Origin of the sequence: Kitasatospora sp. NPDC091207 (assembly GCF_044768625.1) — a bacterium.
Classification (GTDB): Bacteria; Actinomycetota; Actinomycetes; order Streptomycetales; family Streptomycetaceae; genus Kitasatospora.
On sequence record NZ_JBIVVS010000018.1, the window covers coordinates 36,925 to 53,015 of the forward strand.

Below are 16,091 nucleotides of genomic sequence, written 5' to 3' on the forward strand. Positions count from 1 at the left end.
TTGGGGGTTCCATGAAGAAACTCGCGACCCTGGCCGCCCTCACCATGGCAGGCCTCGCCCTGGCCGCCCCGGCCGCGTCGGCCACCACCTCCACCGCGACGTCGCCGGACGCCCTGGACGGGCTCTCCAGCGGCCTCAACCTCTCCCCCACCGACCTCGCCCTGCACGAGGCGGGCAAGCTCCCGCTGGTCGGGCACACCGCCCAGGAGGTGGAGGCGATCGGCACCAACCAGATGACCCACCCGGGCCTCAGCGGGCAGATCGGCTGACCGCCCGCCGGGGCCCGGCCGGGCGTGGGCCGTCGCCGCCCGTGCCCGGCCCGGCGCCGGCTCAGCCCTGTGCGAGCGCGTTCAGCTCCTGGTAGGTGAGCCCGCCGTCGAGCGCGGTGTACGTCCCCTCGGTGTACACCTCCTCGGCGGCGCGGCGCACCGCCGCGTACGCAGCCTTGGCCAGCCCCGGCCCCAGGCTGACCCGGGCCACCCCGAGCTTCGCCAGCTCCGGCACCGACGGCGAGCCCGGACCGGCCAGGACGTTCAGCGGTGCCGGGACGGCGGCCACCAGGGCCGCGATCGTCTCCGGATCCGCCACCCCGGGCACGAACACGCCGTCCGCGCCCGCCGCCACGTACGCCCGCAGGCGGGCGACGGCCTCGTCCAGCCGGCCGGCCGGATCGCCGAGCCGGCGCAGGAAGACGTCGGTACGCCCGTTGACGAAGAGCGCGACACCGGCCGCGTCCGCGGCCGCCCGGGCCGCCGCGATCCGCTCCGCCGCCTCGGCGGCGGGCCGCGCCCCGTCCTCCAGGTTCACCCCGACCGCGCCGGTGGCGAGCAGCGCGGTGACCGTCCCGCCGACCTCGGCGGCCGTCGTGCCGAAGCCGCTCTCCAGGTCCGCCGTCACCGGCAGGCCGACCGAGCGCACGACCAGCGCGGTCTGGGCGAGCACCTCGTCGCGGTCGGCCGCGTCCCCGTCCGCGCTGCCGAGCGTCCAGGAGACGCTCGCACTGGCCGTCGCGACGGCCCGCGCGCCGGCGGCGGCGACCAGGCGGGCGCCCGCCGCGTCCCACACGTTGGCGAGCACCAACGGCTCGCCGGGCCGGTGCAGGGCGTGCAGGGCACGGGCCAGCTCCTGCTGAGTGGTCGTCATGACGCTCCCCCTACTTGGCGACCGGGCTCAGGCGGGAGGTCACGCCGATCCGGTTCCAGGAGTTGATGGTGATGACCAGCGCGATCAGCTGGGCCAGCTCGGCCTGCTCGAAGTGCTCGGCCGCCTCCTGGTAGACGGCGTCCGGCACGTGCCCCTGGGTCAGCAGGGTGACCGACTCGGTCAGCGCGAGGGCCGCCCGCTCCTTGGCGGTGAACCAGGACGTCTCGCGCCAGGCCGGGAGGGAGAGCAGACGGTGGTTCTCCTCGCCGTTCTTCAGCGCGTCCGTGGCGTGCATGTCGATGCAGAAGGAGCAGCCGTTGATCATCGAGGCGTGCACCTTCACCAGCTCCGCCAGGGCCGGGTCCACGCCCTGCCGGGCGGCCCGGTCCAGCGCGATCATGGCCTGGTAGAAGGCGGGGGCGTGCTCGGGGAGGGAGATCCGCTGCTCGGGGGCGGACACGGTGGCGTTCTCGTTCGTCGTCGTCATACCGGCCAGCCTAGGGGCCGAGTGGACTGTCGGTCCGGCACATTCGGGCCCGGAAATCGTGGGCCATTCGGGCGGCGGCGGGGCTCCCGGGCGCCCTGCCCGAGTCTGGCACGGCGAGGGCGGAAGGACGAGGGCGCGGGCCTGCCCGGAGGCGAACGGCCGTGCGAGGATCGCGGGGAGGGCGGTACCGGTGGGCCGCCCGGTGTGGGCGAGGTCAGGGGGCCAGGATCGTGTGTACCGCGTTCGTCAGCATCGAACCGACGGAGCCGGTGCCCGTGCTGCTGCTGGCGGTGCGGGACGAGTACGCCGGCCGGCGGTGGGCCCCGCCCGGACACCACTGGCCCGCGCACCCGACCGCCGTCGGCGGGCTGGACCTGGCGGCGGGCGGGACGTGGCTCGCCGTCGAGCCGGGGACGGCGGGGACGGCGGGGGCTGGACGGACAGCGGCGGGCGCGGTCGGCACGGGGGCCGCCGCGGCCTGTCTGCTGAACGGCTTCGGAACGATGGCGCCGGCCCGGGCGCGGCTCTCGCGCGGCGAGCTGCCGCTGACCGCCCTGCGGGACGGCGGGCTCGCCGGGGTCGACCTGGAGCGGTACGACCCGTTCCACCTGGTCCTCGCCGGACCCGCCGGGGCCCGGGTGCTGAGCTGGGGCGGCAGCGCCCTGGCGGAACGCGCGCTGCCGTCCGGCCTGAGCGTCGTGCTCAACGACGGGCTGGAGGGGCTGGCGGCGGACCGGACGACCTCGGAGCTGGTCCGCTCGCTGATGGCCGCCCGGGCCGCGCACTTCCGGGCCCGCTTCGAGGCCGCCGCCCGGCCCGCGCCGACGCCCGGCCCGGACACGACGGAGCAGGCGTGGGGCGGGTGGCTCCCGATCGTCTCCGGCGACGGTCTGGCGCTCGACGATCCGGCGGCGCTGGTCCAGCGGCGGGAGTTCGGCGACGGACGGATCTGGGGCTCCTCCTCGGTGTCGCTGCTCGCCTTCGGGCCCGACGGGGTGCGGTACGACTTCGGCCCGGCTCCGGTGACGGAGCCGGGCGCGCCGGGCGACGGCTGGCGCCGAATCGGGTAGACGGGGGGAGTACCGTGCACACGCTCCCCCCGTCGGGCCGAGCCGCTCAGCCCTGCGCGCGGGCCTCCAGCCAGCGCTTCGCGAGGGTCGCGTTCACCGTGTAGAAGAACTCCGACTTGAGCCCCGGCTCACTGGTGAGCGCCTCCACCCAGGTCATCGGCCAGTTGCGGCGCCGGTAGTGCTGGTGCACCGCCCGGGTGAAGGCGGCCAGGTTGCCCTGCAGGCTCTTCTTCTCCACGCCGAGCCGGGTGGCCAGCGCGGTGTAGCTCACCCGCGCGTCCGGCCGCTCCGCCAGGATGTCCAGCACCCGGGCCACCGTCTGCACCGAGCCCAGCGGCTCGATCATCAGCCGGCGGAAGTCCTCGACGGTCCACTCGACGACCGGGAGCTTGCCGTCGTCCGCCCCGGCCGCCTCCGCCGGCCCGGCCAGGGGAACGGGGGCACCGGTGGCCGCCGCCGTCCCGATGGCCGCCGTGGCGCCGGTCAGTTCCGCGAGGTAGGCGTACACCTGCGTGACGTACTGGCTCGGCACGGGTACCGAGACGAACTGCGGCTGGCTGTCCTGCGTCATGGTGGATCCTCCCCTGGTGTGTCCGCCGGCCTGCTGTCCGGCGACAGCACCGATCCTGACAGACTGCCAGTCGACCTGTCCAGCCTTTACTGTCAGGTTCTCCACTTCTCTATCGGAAGCCTGTCGTCACTGCCGCCCGCGCTCGGCCCGGTCGGGGAAGGTGGCCACACCAGGGGTGCCGGGCTGCACTGCACGGGCCGGCGGGGCACCGCCGCGCCAGGCGGGAGGCGCCCCCCGGGCGGCCGCCGCACGGCGCCCCCTCGGCGATCACCGTCGCAACCGGGCAGTAGAAGGCAGACCTCCGCCCGGCGGTGGCAGCGGTGGCAGCCGCGAGCGGTCCACCACGGGGACCGGCGATAATCCCGTACGGACGAAAGCCCGGACGGCACAGCGCCCCGCACGGATCGGCTCCTCCCGCCCATGAGCAGCACCTCCTGGACCGCCTTCGGCGGCGATCTGCACCTCGACCTCACCGGCCGCCGGTCCGCCGGGGTCGGTCTGCGGGCGGCGCTGGAGGACGCGCTGCGGGAGGCCGTGCAGGACGGGCGGCTGGCCCCGGGCACGCGCCTGCCGTCGTCCCGGGCGCTCGGCGAGGACCTCGGGATCGCCCGCAACACCGTGGTCGAGGCCTACGGGCAGCTCACCGCCGAGGGGTGGCTCGCCTCGCGGCAGGGGTCGGGCACCACGGTGGCCGGGCGGACCACGCCCCGGCCCGCCACCCGTGCGGCCGACCTGCCGCGCGGGCGCCGGACGGCCCGGTACGACCTGATGCCCGGACGGCCGGACGTCTCGCTCTTCCCGCGCACCGCCTGGCTGACCGCCGCCCGGCGGGCGCTCGCCACCGCGCCGCACGAGGCCTTCGACTACGGCAGCCCGCTCGGGCGGATCGAGCTGCGGCAGGCGCTCACCGACTACCTCGCCCGGGTGCGCGGGGTCCGGACCGACCCGGACCACCTGCTGATCTGCGCCGGCTTCACCCAGGGCATCGGCCTGCTCTGCACCGCCCTGCGCGAGCGCGGCGCGGGGCGGGTACGCGGTGTCCGGACCCTGGCGGTCGAGGGGTACGGGCTGCCGCCGCAGCGCGAGATGGTCCGGGCCGCCGGGCTGACCCCGGCACCGCTGCCGCTGGACGACGCGGGCGCCCGGACCGACCTGCTCGGCGCCCGGCGGGACGCGGCCGTCCTGCTCACCCCCGCCCACCAGTACCCGACCGGCGCGGCGCTGGCCGCCGAGCGACGGTCGGCCGCCGTCGGCTGGGCCCGCGAACTGGACGGGTACGTGATCGAGGACGACTACGACGGCGAGTTCCGCTACGACCGGCAGCCGCTCGGCGCGATGCAGGCCCTCGACCCCGAGCGGGTCGTGTACGCGGGCACCGCGGCGAAGAGCCTGGCCCCCGGCCTGCGGCTGGCCTGGCTCGCCCTGCCGGACGCCCTGGTCGAGCCGGTGGCCCGGCTGAAGCGACTGGCCGACACCATGTCCCCGGTGCTGGATCAGCTGACCCTCGCCGAGCTGATCACCTCCGGCACCTACGACCGCCATGTGCGCCGCTGCCGGCTGCACTACCGCCGGCGGCGGGACGCGCTCGTCGCGGCGCTCGCCGCACACGCCCCGCACGTCCGGGTCACCGGCATCGCCGCCGGGCTCCACGCCGTCCTGCAACTGCCGCCCGGCGCGCGGTCGGAGGCCGAACTGCTGGCCCGCGCCGAGGCCCTCGACCTGGCCGTCACCGGCCTCTCCTGGCACCTGGCCGACCCGGCACTCGCCCCGCAGGCGCCGCCGGCCCTGGTGGTCGGCTACGCCACCCCGCCCGACCGCCTCTTCCCGGCCGCCCTGGACGCGCTCTGCGAGCTGCTGCGAACGGCGTGACCGGACGGCCCCGGCGCCCACTCTGCCGGGGCCGCCTTCCTCCGGCCGGCGAACGGCCTTGCCGGGAGGGCTACTTGTTCCGGTTGCCCAGCTCGAAGAGCAGCATGATGAAGCCGGCGAAGGCATGGGTGGCGACCATGTAGATCAGCACCCGGATGCCGACCCGGCGATTGGCCCACTTGCCGGCGTCGACGGTCTTCGGGGCGACGGCGGGGGCCACGGCCCCGGCGGCGGTGTCGGCGGTGACGGTGGTGGTGGGATCAGCCATGGGAGATCTCCTCCAGGAGTTCTGACGGTGGGTCAGTGGGGTGCGGCAGGACCGCCGCCGAGGCAGAGTTCGCCGCCGGGGCTCTGCAGCAGGGTGTGCACGAAGAGCAGCTCGACCCCGCCCGCCGAGTCGGCGGCGATGCAGTGCGGGGTGAGCGAGTCGAAGTGCGCGGAGTCGCCCTCCGCGAGCTGGTGGACGCGGTCGCCGAGGGTCAGCCGCAGCCGGCCCTGGAGGACGTAGAGCCACTCCTCCCCGGGGTGGACCCGGACCACGTCGTCCTGCACGCCCTGGGGGACGTGGACGCGCAGCGCCTGCATCGCCCGGCCGGGGGCGCCGGCCCGGCGGTAGCCCCAGCCGCCCGCGCGGCCCGGTTCGATCGCGCCGCCGCGCACCACCGGGTCCGGCTCGGCCATGGACTCGCCGAGCAGACCGGAGACGGACGTGCCGTAGGCGCGGGCGAGGCCGAGCAGAACGGGCAGCGAGGGCTGCCGGCGGCCGGTCTCCAGCCGGGACAGATAGGCTGGGGAGAGCCCGACCCGGGAGGCGGCGACCTCCAGCGTGAGGCGACTGCCGAGTCGGTGCTCGCGCAGCCTCGCGGCGAGGCCGACGACCTCCAGGTCGTCGATCCGGTCGCCGGGGGTGGAGGGGCCGGGTGGGCTGGTGGTCATGTGACCAGTGGACACCTCGCGTGCCGCACGGGCAAGAAATTTGCCTCAGAGGCAAACCCTCGACGATCCCGCAGGCAGCCCCCGGGACGGGCCCCGGGAGCGGCCACTACGGCCGGGGGATGTTCCGCAGGTTGCTCCGGGCCAGGTCGATCATGCGCCCGACCCCGCCGGAGAGCACCGTCCGCCCGGCCGCCAACGCGAACCCCTTCAGCTGGGCGGCCGTGATGTGCGGCGGGATGGAGAGCGCGTTCGGGTCGGTGACCACGTCCACCAGCGCCGGACCGGGCCGTTCCAGCGCCTCCGCGAGCACCTCCCGCACCCGCGCCGGGTCGGTGACGCGCTTGGCCGGAATGCCCATCGCCCGGGCGATCCCGGCGTAGTCGACGTCCCCGTTGTCGATCTCCGCCTCGGGGTAGCCGGAGACCAGCATCTCCAGCTTGATCATGCCGAGCGCCCCGTTGTTGAAGACCACCGTCTTCACCGGAAGCCGGTGCTTCACCACCGTGAGCAGTTCGCCGAGCAGCATCGAGAGCCCGCCGTCCCCGGACATCGACACCACCTGCCGGCCGGGGCAGGCCAGCTGGGCGCCGATCGCGTGCGGCAGCGCGTTGGCCATCGAGCCGTGCAGGAAGGAGCCGATCACCCGGCGGCGGCCGTTCGGCCGCAGGTAGCGGGCGGCCCAGACGTTGTTCATGCCGGTGTCCACGGTGAACACCGCGTCGTCGGCGGCGACGTCGTCCAGCACCGAGGCCACGTACTCGGGGTGGATCGGCAGGTGCTTCTCGATGTCCCGGGTGTAGGCGCCGACCACGTCCTCCAGCGAGCGGCAGTGCTTGCGCAGCATCTCGTCCAGGAAGGTGCGGTCGTCCTTGGGCTCCAGCAGCGGCAGGACGGCGCGCAGGGTGGCCGAGACGTCGCCGTGGACGGCCAGCTCCAGCGGGGTGCGGCGGCCGAGCCGGGTGGCGTCGTGGTCCACCTGGACGGTGCGGGCCTGCGGGAGGAAGGAGTCGTACGGGAAGTCGGTCCCGAGCAGCACGAGCAGGTCGGCGGAGTGCAGCGCCTCGTGACAGGCGCCGTAGCCGAGCAGACCGCTCATGCCGACGTCGTACGGGTTGTCGAACTGGATCCACTCCTTGCCGCGCAGGGAGTGCCCGACCGGCGCGTGCAGGGCCTGCGCGACCGCCATCACCTCGGCATGGGCCCCGCGGACGCCCGCGCCGCAGAACAGCGTGACCTTGCGGGCGTCGTTGAGGGCGCGGGCGAGCGCCTGGACCTGTCCCCAGGGCGGCGCGGCGACCGCCTGCTCGGTGAGGAAGCTGCCGCTGCCGGTCGGCCCGGCGGCCGGCAGCGCGGCGACGTCACCGGGGAAGGCCAGGACGGAGACGCCGTGGGCGCCCAGCGCGTGCTGGATCGCGACCCTCAGCAGCCGGGGCGACTGCGCGGGCGTGGACACCGTCTCGCACCAGCTGCTGCAGTCGGTGAACACCCGCTCGGGGTGGGTCTCCTGGAAGAAGCCGGTACCGATCTGCGCGGACGGGATGTGCGAGGCGAGCGCCAGCACCGGCAGGCCGCTGCGCTGGGCGTCGTACAGGCCCTGGATCAGGTGCGTGTTGCCGGGCCCGCAGGAGCCCGCGCAGACCGCCAGCCGGCCGCTCAGCTCGGCCTCGGCGGCCGCCGCGAAGGCGCCGGCCTCCTCGTTGCGGACATGCACCCAGCTGATGCCCTCGGCCCGCCGGATCGCGTCCACCACCGGGTTGAGGCTGTCCCCCACCACTCCGTAGACCCGCTCCACCCCGGCCTGCCGGAGCACCTCCACCATCTGCTCGGCCACACTCACCACGGGGCGCTCCTTCACCGGCCGCCGGTTGCCACGGGACACCAGCACCCTCCGGCGGGGCGGCCCGCGCCGCACCCCGGCCGGGGCCGAAGGGGTGACGGGCGGGCCGCCCGTGGCGACCGGGCCGGGGTGCGGTGCGGGCGGGCCGCCCGTGGCGACCGGGCCGGCGGGCTACTCGGCGGCCAGGTGCTCCGGCCCGGGGCCCAGCGTGCCGCTGACCACGCCCGCCTGCGGCTGGCGCCGGGCCGGCTCGCGGCCCGGCGGCTGGCCGCACCGCTCCTGGGCGGGCGGCACGGTGGTGGGCAGGGTGACCGGCTCGCCCGCCTTCACCTGCACGCCCTCGCCGTCGTGCCGCAGGTGGATCACCTCGCCGCGGCGCAGCGTGTAGGTGGTGCCCTCGTGGGTGATCCGCACCCCGAGCAGCTGGCCGCGGATCATCAGCGAGAAGCTCAGACGCATCAGCCCGGCCGGCAGCCGGGGCCGGAAGGAGGGCGACTCGCCGTGGTCCCGCAGCCCGCCGAACCCGGCCACCAGCGCGATGCAGGCCCCGGCCAGCGAGGCCATGTGCAGACCGTCGCTGGTGTTGCCGCCGAGGTCGTGGAGGTCCATCAGGGCGGCTTCGGCCGTGTAGTCGTACGCGAGGTCCAGTTGCCCGACCTCGGCGGCGATCACCGCCTGGGTGCAGGCGGAGAGCGAGGAGTCGCGGACGGTCAGCCGCTCGTAGTAGGCGAAGTTGCGGGCCTTCTGCTCGTCGGTGAAGGCGTCCCCGCGCACCTGCATGGCGAGCACCAGGTCGGCCTGCTTGACCACCTGCTTCCGGTACAGGTCGAAGTACGGGTAGTGCAGCAGCAGCGGGTAGTTCTCCGGCGGGGTGTGCTCGAAGTCCCAGACCTGGTGGTCGGTGAAGCCGTCGGCCTGCGGGTGGACGCCGAGGTTCTCGTCGTAGGGCACGAACATCGCGGCGGCGGCGTCCCGCCAGGCGGCGGTCTCCTCGGTGTCCACCCCGAGCGCGGCCGCCTCGCGCGGGTGCCGGGCGGCGGACTCGGCGGCGGCGCGCAGGTTGCTCTGCGCCATCAGGTTGGTGAAGACGTTGTTGTCGGCGACGGCGCTGTACTCGTCCGGCCCGGTGACCCCCTCGATGCGGAACTTGCCGGCCGCGTCGTGGTGGCCGAGCGAGCGCCACATCCGGGCCGTCTCGACCAGCAGCTCCAGCCCGTACTCGCGCTCGAACTCGACGTCCCCGGTGGCCCGGACGTAGCGGGCGACGGCGGCCGCGATGTCGGCGCCGATGTGGAACGCCGCCGTCCCGGCCGGCCAGTAGCCGGAGCACTCCTCGCCGCGGATCGTCCGCCAGGGGAACACCGCGCCGGCGAGGCCGAGTTGGACCGCCCGGTCACGGGCCATCGGCAGCGTGGTGTGCCGCCAGCGCAGCGCCTGGTTGACGGCGCTCGGCAGGCAGTAGGTGAGCACCGGCAGCACGAAGGTCTCGGTGTCCCAGAAGCTGTGCCCGTCGTACCCCGGACCGGTCAACCCCTTGGCGGGGATGGCCCGTTCCTCGCTGCGGGCGCCCGCCTGGAGGACGTGGAAGACGGCGAACCGGACGGCCTGCTGGAGTTCGACGTCGCCCTCGATCTCGACGTCACTGGTGTCCCAGAACTCCTCCAGGAACGCGGCCTGTTCGGCCACCAGCCCGCCCCAGCCGGTGTACCGGGCGGCGGTCAGCGCGGCCTCGACCTGGTCGCGGACGGCGGGCAGCGAGCGGGTCGCGGACCAGCCGTAGGACATGAACTTCACCAACCGGAGCTTCTCGCCCGGTTCGAGCAGGGTGGTGACGCTGATCCGGCCGTGGTCCGCCTCGGCCTCGGCGACGGTGTCCAGCCGGTCCGGCCCCTCGATGATGTGGTCCATCCCGGCCGCGACCCGGATGCCGCTGTACCGGGTGCGGTGCACCAGGACGGCCTTGCTGCCGCCCGCGTGGTGCACCTCGGCGAGCAGTGGCGCCTCCAGCACGGCGGACGCGCGCGGGTCGCCCTCGGCGCCGCCGGGCAGCTGCTCGTTGGCGACCAGCTCCGACTGCAGGACGATCCGCACCGGCGCGTCCACCGCCTCCACGGTGTACTCCACGGCGGCGATCGCCCGCTGGGTGAGGGAGACCAGCCGGGTCGAGTGCACCTTGATGGTCCGCCCGGCCGGGGAGGTCCACTCCGCCTCGCGCCGCAGCAGCCCGTCCCGGAAGTCCAACCACCGCCGGTGGCTGATCAGTTCGCCGTAGCGCAGATCGAAGGGCTCGTCGTCCACCAGCAGTCGGATGATCTTGCCGTTGGTCACGTTGATGACGCTCTGGCTGGACTCCGGGTAGCCGTAGCCGCCCTCGCCGTACGGCAGCGGGCGCAGCTCGAAGACGCCGTTCAGGTAGGTGCCGGGCAGACCGTGCGGCTCGCCCTCGTCCAGGTTGCCGCGCAGGCCGATATGGCCGTTGGAGAGCGCGAAGACGGACTCGGCGCGGGCCATCGCGTTCAGGTCGAGGCCCTGTTCGGCGATCTGCCACGGATCGACGGCGAAGTTGTCCAGCCCGGTCATGCCGCGCCTCCTTCGAGCAGCTCGGCGAGGTCGGTGACGACCACGGTGGCGCCGTGGTGGCGCAGTTCGTCGGCCTGCCCGGTACGGTCCACGCCGACCACCGCGCCGAAGCCGCCGGCCCGGCCGGAGGAGACCCCGGCGAGCGCGTCCTCGAAGACGGCGGCGTGCGCGGGCTCGACGCCCAGGGCCCGGGCGGCGGCCAGGTAGGTGTCCGGCGCGGGCTTGCCCGGCAGGCCCTCCCGTGTGGCGACGACGCCGTCCACGACGACGTCGAACAGCTCCTCGATCCCGGCGGCGCGCAGCACGTCCCGGCAGTTGGCGCTGGACGAGACCACCGCGGCGGGCAGCCCGAGCGCGCGCAGCCGGTGCACATAGGCGACCGAGCCGTCGTACGGCTGGACCCCCTGGTCGCGGATCATGCGCAGCACGGTGTCGTTCTTGGCCAGGCTGACACCGTGCACGGTCCGGGCACCGGGCGGGTCCGCGTCGGTGCCCTCGGGCAGGTCGATGCCGCGGCTGTGCAGGAACGCCCGGGTGCCGTCGAGTCTCGGGCGGCCGTCGACGTGGGTGTCGTAGTCGGTGACGGCGTCGAAGGGGACGAACTGCCCACCGGTGCGGGCCGCTTCGGCGCGCAGGAAGGCGTCGAAGGTGTCCTTCCAGGCCGCGGCGTGCACCTTGGCGGTCTGGGTGAGCACCCCGTCGAGGTCGAAGAGGAAAGCGCGGATGTCGTCCGGAAGCCCCAGCATGGGTGCAGTCTTACCCGCGAACGCGGGGAAGCCCCCCATTCCCGGCGGCGCGTCGCGGGAACGGGGGGCTTCCGGGGGTGCCGCGGCTACGGCGAGGCGGGCGAGGCGATCACCGCGAAGACGGCGCCCTGCGGGTCCTGCACGACGGCCAGCCGGCCCGCCTGCATGTCGAACGGCGGCTGGATCACCGATCCGCCGGCCCGGACCAGGGCGTCCACGGTGGAGTCGGTGTCGTCCACCGCGAAGTAGGTCATCCAGTGCGGGTTCGTCCCGGACGCCAGGTAGTCGGGGACCAGCTGCATGCCGCCCACCGTGCGGTCGCCGACATTGAGCGAGTAGTAGCCCTCCAGGCCCTGGACGGTCGCCGGGCGCAGTCCCAGCGCCCGGTCGTAGAACGCCCCGGCCGCGTCGGTGTCCGTGGTGTTGAGCTCGTTCCAGACCAGCGCACCGGGCTCGTTGACGATGCCCGCGCCGATGAAGTCGACCTTCTGCCAGACGCCGAACACCGCGCCGGTCGGGTCGGCAGCGACCAGCATCCGGCCGACGGTGCCGACGTCCATCACCGGGTAGAGGATCGTGCCGCCGCTCTCGGTGACGGAGCGCGCGGCGGCGTCGGCGTCGTCCGAGGCCAGGTAGGTGGTCCAGCCGACGGGCGGGAGGGGCTGGCCCTCCGGGGCCATCTGCGCCATGATCCCGGCCACCGGCTTGCCGTTCAGCGCGCACACGGCGTAGCCGCCGAACTCCGGCGGGCCGACCTCGCCCTGCCAGCCGAACAGGTCGCGGTAGAAGTCGAGCGCGGCCTGCTGGTCGCTCGCCATCAGGTCGATCCAGCACGGGGTGCCGGGCTTGTACGGATCGGTCACTACGGACATCGCTGGGCCTCCAGAAGCACTGGTTCCTCCGCCGTGTTCCTCCGCCGCTGGTGGCCGGGGGTGCCGGCCGGTCGTCGGCGGTCGTCGCCGGTGCCGGCCGGGTCCCCGGCGGCGGCGCGGCCGCACGGCGGTGCACCGCCCACCCTCGCCGCGCCGCCGCGATCGCGCCACCGGACCGCGGCCGGTGGGTGGACCCGGGGCCGGCAGGTGTGGGCCGGCAGGTGTGGCCCGCCCGGGCCGGGCGGTCACGAGGTGTGCTGCGGCGGCTTCACGAAGTACGGCTGCGCCTTGCCGCTCTGGGCGTAGTCCTTGAGCCGGACCAGCAGCTCGGCCCAGGTGCCCGCCACCAGCGGCACGCCGTCCTCGCTGCCGGGCTGCCAGCCGCCGTGGCGCAGCAGCAGCCGGGTGCGGTCGACCGCGTCCGGCTGGTCGGCGAGGTCCCAGCTGATCCAGGTGCCCGCCCAGTGCGGCGGGAAGGTGCCCACGTTCGTCCAGACCACCCGGTCCCGGTCGGCGCGCTCACGGCGGAGCCGGAACGGCTCGGGAACGTCCGGGAAGTCGAGCAGCAGCACATCGCCGTCCCGGTCCACCTCGGTGGTCCACCAGGCGGTCAGCCCGTCGTGGCTGTCGAGCGCGGCCAGCACGACGGGGCGCGGCGCCGCGATGTCGATCTGCAGGGCGATCTCGGCCATGAGGTCCGCCTTTCGGGCCGGCGCCCCCCTGCTGGTCCCCCTCCGGCCACCATGGCACGGGCCCGGGGCCGGCGCGCCCCGGGCCCGGCGTGGTCGCCGTCCGTGGCTTCCCGCTGCTACCCGCCGCCGCCGTAGGTGGTGTTGGCGCAGATGTCGTCGTCCGCCGAGCGGGCCTCGTTGGTCACGCTGGGGGGCAGCGAGGGCGGAGCCGAAGGGGCGGCCGAGGCGCCGGGGGTGCCGGGGGCGGCCGCGGCGTCGCCGTTGGCGGCCACGAAGTCCTTGCCCACGATGACGGTGATGCCGGGCGACTTGGCGGCCTCGACGCTCGCCCCGGGGAACAGTGCCGCGACCTTGTCGGCGTTGGCCTTCTGCCCGGAGCCGTACTCGACCATCGTGGTCGTGTACTTGGTGACGGCGGCGGGGCCCGCCTTGGTGGCGGCGAACTTCGCCCCCTTCAGCAGCTCGCTGGCCTTGCCGTCCATGCCGGAGACGGTGGTCCCGTTGTAGACGGTCACCTTGACGGCCGCGTTGCCCGCGTCGGCGGCCGGCCCGGGTGCCGAACTCGACGCGACCGGGGCCGCCGGGGTGGTCGGCGCACCCTGGGTGGCGGCCGCCTCCGGCTGTTCCCCGGTGGCGTTCTGGCCGTCGATGGTCCGGTCGGCCTTGAGGGTCTCCCAGAGCTTGTTGGCGTCCGACTGGATGATGTCGATGTTCTTGTCCTGGGTGCGGAAGCGCCAGGGCAGGGTGATGAACTTGAGCTCGTGCAGGTCGATGTTCTTCAGCGACAGGCCGAAGGAGAGCAGCTTGTCGGCGGAGCCGAGGCCCGGGTCGACGATCATCGACTTGGTGGCGGCGTCCGCGAGCGGCAGCAGGGTGGTGGGGTTGAGGCCCTGGCCCTTGATGTTGGAGGCGAGCGAGCCGAGGAAGGCCTGCTGGCGCTTCATCCGGCCGATGTCCGAACCGTCACCGATGCCGTGCCGCAGCCGGACGTAGTCGAGCGCCTGCTGGCCCTCGACCTTCTGCTTGCCCTGCGGGAGGACGACCTTGCCCTTCTTGGGGAGCTTGGGGTTGATGTCACCCTCGTAGATCGGCTGCGGCAGGCAGATGTCCACGCCGTTGACGGCCTTGGTCATCGCGGAGAAGCCCTGGAAGTCCACCACGATGGTGTGGTCGACCCGGATGCCCGTGAGCTTCTCCACCGTGTTCTGGGTGCAGGCCGGGTTGCCGTCGTCGCTGCCGCCCTTGGAGAACGCCGCGTTGAAGAGATCGCTGGTGACCGCCTTGCTCCACGAGCCGTTCGGCAGCTTGCAGGACGGGATCGGCACCATCGCGTTGCGCGGGATGGAGATGCCGACGGCGTGCTTGTGGTCCGCGTAGACGTGCAGCAGGATCGTGGTGTCCGAGCGGGCACCACCGTCCTCCTCCCCGCCGCCGAGGTCGGAGTTGTCCTTGCCGCGGCTGTCGGAGCCGATCAGCAGGACGTTGACCGGCTTGTTGCCGTTGGCATCGGCCTGCGCCTCCGGCGGCCGGTCGCCGGCTATCGCGTCCGCGTCGAAGGTCTTGATGTTGGCGTTCAGCTTGAGGTAGATCGCGCCGCCCGCGCCCGCGACCAGCACCAGCACGCCCGCGGCCGACCAGGCGACGATCTTCTTCACGTTCTTCTTGGGCTTGCGGCTGTTGCGGGCCGCCGCCCGTCCCCCGCCGGCCTGGTCCCCCGTGCCCGGCGTTCCCTTGGCCGGTGCGCCCTTGCCCTGGGCCGCGCGCCGGGCCTGCGCCCGTCCCCCGGTCCGCGGCTGCGGCACCGCGCCGTCGCCGCCTTCGGTCGTGAGCGCACCGGGCGCGTCATCGCCACGAGCCGGGCCCTCGCCCCACTGACCTGACATCCGAGTCCCTTTCACCGGCGGACGCTGCGCCGCACGACCGGGCGCTCTGCACACAAGGAAGACGGCCTGGATCGCCCCCGGGTTGCACATACGAAGGTCGTAATGACCGACGAACGCCGCCGCGGCTGTCCCCGCCTCACCCCCGGGGCCCCTGTAGCCACAGCAAGCCCCGTTCGGAGCATACAAGCCGCTCATATGAATCCAGCCGCACCGAACAGCCGGCGAGACACGACCCGGGCGCCACCCCATGTCCCCCGGGACCGACGGCACTTCGGGCGAGCCACCGCCCACCGGCCCGGACGGGACGTCCTGACGACCACTCACCCGGCGCCCGCCGCCGCCCGCACCCCCGGGCCCGCCCCACCCCTCCGGGGCCACCGGCAGACCGCCGCCGGGAACCCGAAAGGCCCAGGTCGGAGTTGTCCGACGCTGGGCCTTCACGGTGGGCCGCCAGGGGCTCGAACCCTGAACCTACGGATTAAAAGTCCGCAGCTCTGCCAATTGAGCTAGCGGCCCGTGGCCCGCCCCGTGCGGAGCGGGCCAGGGCGATCCTACCCGGTGGCGCCCATGGCTCCGCCAGCGGATTGCGCGGACGCGCCGGGCTCAGCGGGCGGCCGGGACAGGCGGGGTGCGGGCGGGCGGGGCGGAGTGGACGGGCGGGGTGTAGTGGGCCGCGCGGACGCGGTGGAGCCAGGCTTCGGCGGGGCGCGGGTCCGGGGCGGGCGGGAGGGCGCCGGGGCGGGCGAGGCGTTCGGCGGCGGCGCTGAGCAGGGGCTCGGCGGTGGCGGGGTGTTCGGCGATGCGGTCGCCGAGTGCGCGGATCCGCTCCGGGTCGGGCAGCCGCACGAGGTTCTCGCCCGTCTCGTGGAGCCGGACGCCCTGTTCGATGAGCCGGACCAGGTGCCGGGCGTGCTTGGCCGCCCGGAGCCGGCCGACCCGGTCCGCGGTGTCGCGGCCGAGCAGCTTGCGGAACTGCTGGTCGGCGTAGCCGAGATAGGAGTTCCGGACGGCCGCGGCGCTCAGGAAGGAGCCGCGGATCGCGATCAGCTCCTCGCCCAGCGGGGTGCGCACCTCGTACAGGTCGGCCGGCAGCCAGACGAGTTCGGAGGCGGTCGGGTTGCAGGTGAGCGCCAGGCGGCACCACTTGGCCGCCTCGTGCAGGGTGGTGTCGGGCTCGGTCGTGACCCGGGACTCGGCCGGGCGGCCCAGGCCGTGGAAGTCCTCGGTGGGGGCGGCGAACAGGCCGAGCCGGTCGATGTCCGAGCCGGCGTGCGCGAAGCCGTACGCGGTCGAGCCGACGATGCCCGAGAGCAGGACGGTGCCGGGGGCGGGGGGCATGGTTCTCCTCGGATATCGGATCTCGGAGGTCGGATCTCGGGCGGCGGACCGCCGGACGCCGGGCCCC

At 74.4% G+C, this 16,091-nt stretch carries 15 protein-coding genes and 1 tRNA gene; 3 read left to right on the plus strand and 13 right to left on the minus strand.

Features of this window, described 5'->3' with window-relative positions; translation table 11 throughout:
• Positions 1 to 11 precede the first annotated feature (11 nt).
• A complete protein-coding gene (locus ACIQTO_RS26140) occupies positions 12 to 269 on the plus strand; it encodes a hypothetical protein (RefSeq protein WP_380577223.1) in 258 nt (85 codons plus the stop codon).
• A 61-nt stretch (positions 270 to 330) separates the two neighbouring features.
• Here the strand turns inward: ACIQTO_RS26140 and ACIQTO_RS26145 are convergent, their stop codons facing one another.
• Positions 331 to 1,143: an isocitrate lyase/phosphoenolpyruvate mutase family protein gene (locus tag ACIQTO_RS26145; protein ID WP_402392557.1), complete on the minus strand. Its 813-nt coding sequence runs from the start codon at positions 1,141 to 1,143 to the stop codon at positions 331 to 333.
• A 10-nt stretch (positions 1,144 to 1,153) separates the two neighbouring features.
• Entirely contained in the window at positions 1,154 to 1,630 is a 477-nt protein-coding gene (locus ACIQTO_RS26150; protein ID WP_402392559.1) for a carboxymuconolactone decarboxylase family protein, read from the minus strand.
• 230 nt (positions 1,631 to 1,860) lie between these two features.
• Here ACIQTO_RS26150 and ACIQTO_RS26155 point away from each other — a divergent pair, with 230 nt between their 5' ends.
• Positions 1,861 to 2,700, plus strand: coding sequence for an NRDE family protein (locus ACIQTO_RS26155; RefSeq protein ID WP_402392561.1), 840 nt, complete (start codon positions 1,861 to 1,863; stop codon positions 2,698 to 2,700).
• A 46-nt stretch (positions 2,701 to 2,746) separates the two neighbouring features.
• On the opposite strand, the gene ACIQTO_RS26160 is transcribed toward ACIQTO_RS26155, so the two are convergent.
• Entirely contained in the window at positions 2,747 to 3,271 is a 525-nt protein-coding gene (locus tag ACIQTO_RS26160; RefSeq protein WP_402392564.1) for a hypothetical protein, read from the minus strand.
• A 420-nt stretch (positions 3,272 to 3,691) separates the two neighbouring features.
• Between ACIQTO_RS26160 and ACIQTO_RS26165 the strand changes: the two genes are divergently transcribed.
• Complete coding sequence (locus ACIQTO_RS26165) at positions 3,692 to 5,140, plus strand: PLP-dependent aminotransferase family protein (protein ID WP_402392567.1); 1,449 nt, start codon at positions 3,692 to 3,694, stop codon at positions 5,138 to 5,140.
• 70 nt (positions 5,141 to 5,210) lie between these two features.
• On the opposite strand, the gene ACIQTO_RS26170 is transcribed toward ACIQTO_RS26165, so the two are convergent.
• The 10 genes from ACIQTO_RS26170 to ACIQTO_RS26215 all read right to left on the minus strand — a co-directional run bounded on the left by ACIQTO_RS26170 (position 5,211) and on the right by ACIQTO_RS26215 (position 16,024).
• The gene (locus ACIQTO_RS26170) at positions 5,211 to 5,408 is read right to left on the minus strand and encodes a DUF6126 family protein (protein WP_402392570.1); all 198 of its coding nucleotides are present in this window, start codon (positions 5,406 to 5,408) and stop codon (positions 5,211 to 5,213) included.
• Positions 5,409 to 5,440: 32 nt separating this feature from the next.
• Complete coding sequence (locus tag ACIQTO_RS26175) at positions 5,441 to 6,076, minus strand: helix-turn-helix domain-containing protein (protein ID WP_402392573.1); 636 nt, start codon at positions 6,074 to 6,076, stop codon at positions 5,441 to 5,443.
• A 106-nt stretch (positions 6,077 to 6,182) separates the two neighbouring features.
• Positions 6,183 to 7,895, minus strand: coding sequence for a pyruvate dehydrogenase (locus ACIQTO_RS26180; protein ID WP_402392930.1), 1,713 nt, complete (start codon positions 7,893 to 7,895; stop codon positions 6,183 to 6,185).
• Between the two features lie 189 nt (positions 7,896 to 8,084).
• Positions 8,085 to 10,493: a glycoside hydrolase family 65 protein gene (locus tag ACIQTO_RS26185; protein ID WP_402392576.1), complete on the minus strand. Its 2,409-nt coding sequence runs from the start codon at positions 10,491 to 10,493 to the stop codon at positions 8,085 to 8,087.
• Positions 10,490 to 11,239 carry an HAD family hydrolase gene (locus tag ACIQTO_RS26190; protein ID WP_402392579.1) on the minus strand — a complete coding sequence of 250 codons (750 nt, stop codon included), beginning with the start codon at positions 11,237 to 11,239 and terminating at the stop codon, positions 10,490 to 10,492. Before ACIQTO_RS26190 ends, ACIQTO_RS26185 begins: the two co-directional genes overlap by 4 nt.
• Positions 11,240 to 11,325: 86 nt before the next feature.
• Positions 11,326 to 12,111: a VOC family protein gene (locus ACIQTO_RS26195; protein ID WP_402392581.1), complete on the minus strand. Its 786-nt coding sequence runs from the start codon at positions 12,109 to 12,111 to the stop codon at positions 11,326 to 11,328.
• 245 nt (positions 12,112 to 12,356) lie between these two features.
• Positions 12,357 to 12,803 carry an SRPBCC domain-containing protein gene (locus tag ACIQTO_RS26200; protein WP_402392584.1) on the minus strand — a complete coding sequence of 149 codons (447 nt, stop codon included), beginning with the start codon at positions 12,801 to 12,803 and terminating at the stop codon, positions 12,357 to 12,359.
• Between the two features lie 116 nt (positions 12,804 to 12,919).
• Positions 12,920 to 14,686, minus strand: coding sequence for an LCP family protein (locus ACIQTO_RS26205; RefSeq protein WP_402392587.1), 1,767 nt, complete (start codon positions 14,684 to 14,686; stop codon positions 12,920 to 12,922).
• Between the two features lie 443 nt (positions 14,687 to 15,129).
• Positions 15,130 to 15,202 (minus strand) — tRNA-Lys (locus tag ACIQTO_RS26210).
• A gap of 87 nt (positions 15,203 to 15,289) precedes the next feature.
• On the minus strand, positions 15,290 to 16,024 hold the full coding sequence (locus ACIQTO_RS26215) for a DNA polymerase beta superfamily protein (RefSeq protein WP_402392590.1): 735 nt from the start codon (positions 16,022 to 16,024) through the stop codon (positions 15,290 to 15,292).
• Positions 16,025 to 16,091: the final 67 nt, after the last annotated feature.

Excerpts from the sequence above, each read along its gene's own strand:
- ACIQTO_RS26140 (WP_380577223.1), top strand. The coding sequence starts at position 12 with ATGAAGAAACTCGCGACCCTGGCCGCCCTCACCATGGCAGGCCTCGCC.
- ACIQTO_RS26145 (WP_402392557.1), bottom strand. The coding sequence starts at position 1,143 with ATGACGACCACTCAGCAGGAGCTGGCCCGTGCCCTGCACGCCCTGCAC.
- ACIQTO_RS26150 (WP_402392559.1), bottom strand. The coding sequence starts at position 1,630 with ATGACGACGACGAACGAGAACGCCACCGTGTCCGCCCCCGAGCAGCGG.
- ACIQTO_RS26160 (WP_402392564.1), bottom strand. The coding sequence starts at position 3,271 with ATGACGCAGGACAGCCAGCCGCAGTTCGTCTCGGTACCCGTGCCGAGC.
- ACIQTO_RS26165 (WP_402392567.1), top strand. The coding sequence starts at position 3,692 with ATGAGCAGCACCTCCTGGACCGCCTTCGGCGGCGATCTGCACCTCGAC.
- ACIQTO_RS26170 (WP_402392570.1), bottom strand. The coding sequence starts at position 5,408 with ATGGCTGATCCCACCACCACCGTCACCGCCGACACCGCCGCCGGGGCC.
- ACIQTO_RS26175 (WP_402392573.1), bottom strand. The coding sequence starts at position 6,076 with ATGACCACCAGCCCACCCGGCCCCTCCACCCCCGGCGACCGGATCGAC.
- ACIQTO_RS26180 (WP_402392930.1), bottom strand. The coding sequence starts at position 7,895 with ATGGTGGAGGTGCTCCGGCAGGCCGGGGTGGAGCGGGTCTACGGAGTG.
- ACIQTO_RS26185 (WP_402392576.1), bottom strand. The coding sequence starts at position 10,493 with ATGACCGGGCTGGACAACTTCGCCGTCGATCCGTGGCAGATCGCCGAA.
- ACIQTO_RS26190 (WP_402392579.1), bottom strand. The coding sequence starts at position 11,239 with ATGCTGGGGCTTCCGGACGACATCCGCGCTTTCCTCTTCGACCTCGAC.
- ACIQTO_RS26195 (WP_402392581.1), bottom strand. The coding sequence starts at position 12,111 with ATGTCCGTAGTGACCGATCCGTACAAGCCCGGCACCCCGTGCTGGATC.
- ACIQTO_RS26200 (WP_402392584.1), bottom strand. The coding sequence starts at position 12,803 with ATGGCCGAGATCGCCCTGCAGATCGACATCGCGGCGCCGCGCCCCGTC.
- ACIQTO_RS26205 (WP_402392587.1), bottom strand. The coding sequence starts at position 14,686 with ATGTCAGGTCAGTGGGGCGAGGGCCCGGCTCGTGGCGATGACGCGCCC.
- ACIQTO_RS26215 (WP_402392590.1), bottom strand. The coding sequence starts at position 16,024 with ATGCCCCCCGCCCCCGGCACCGTCCTGCTCTCGGGCATCGTCGGCTCG.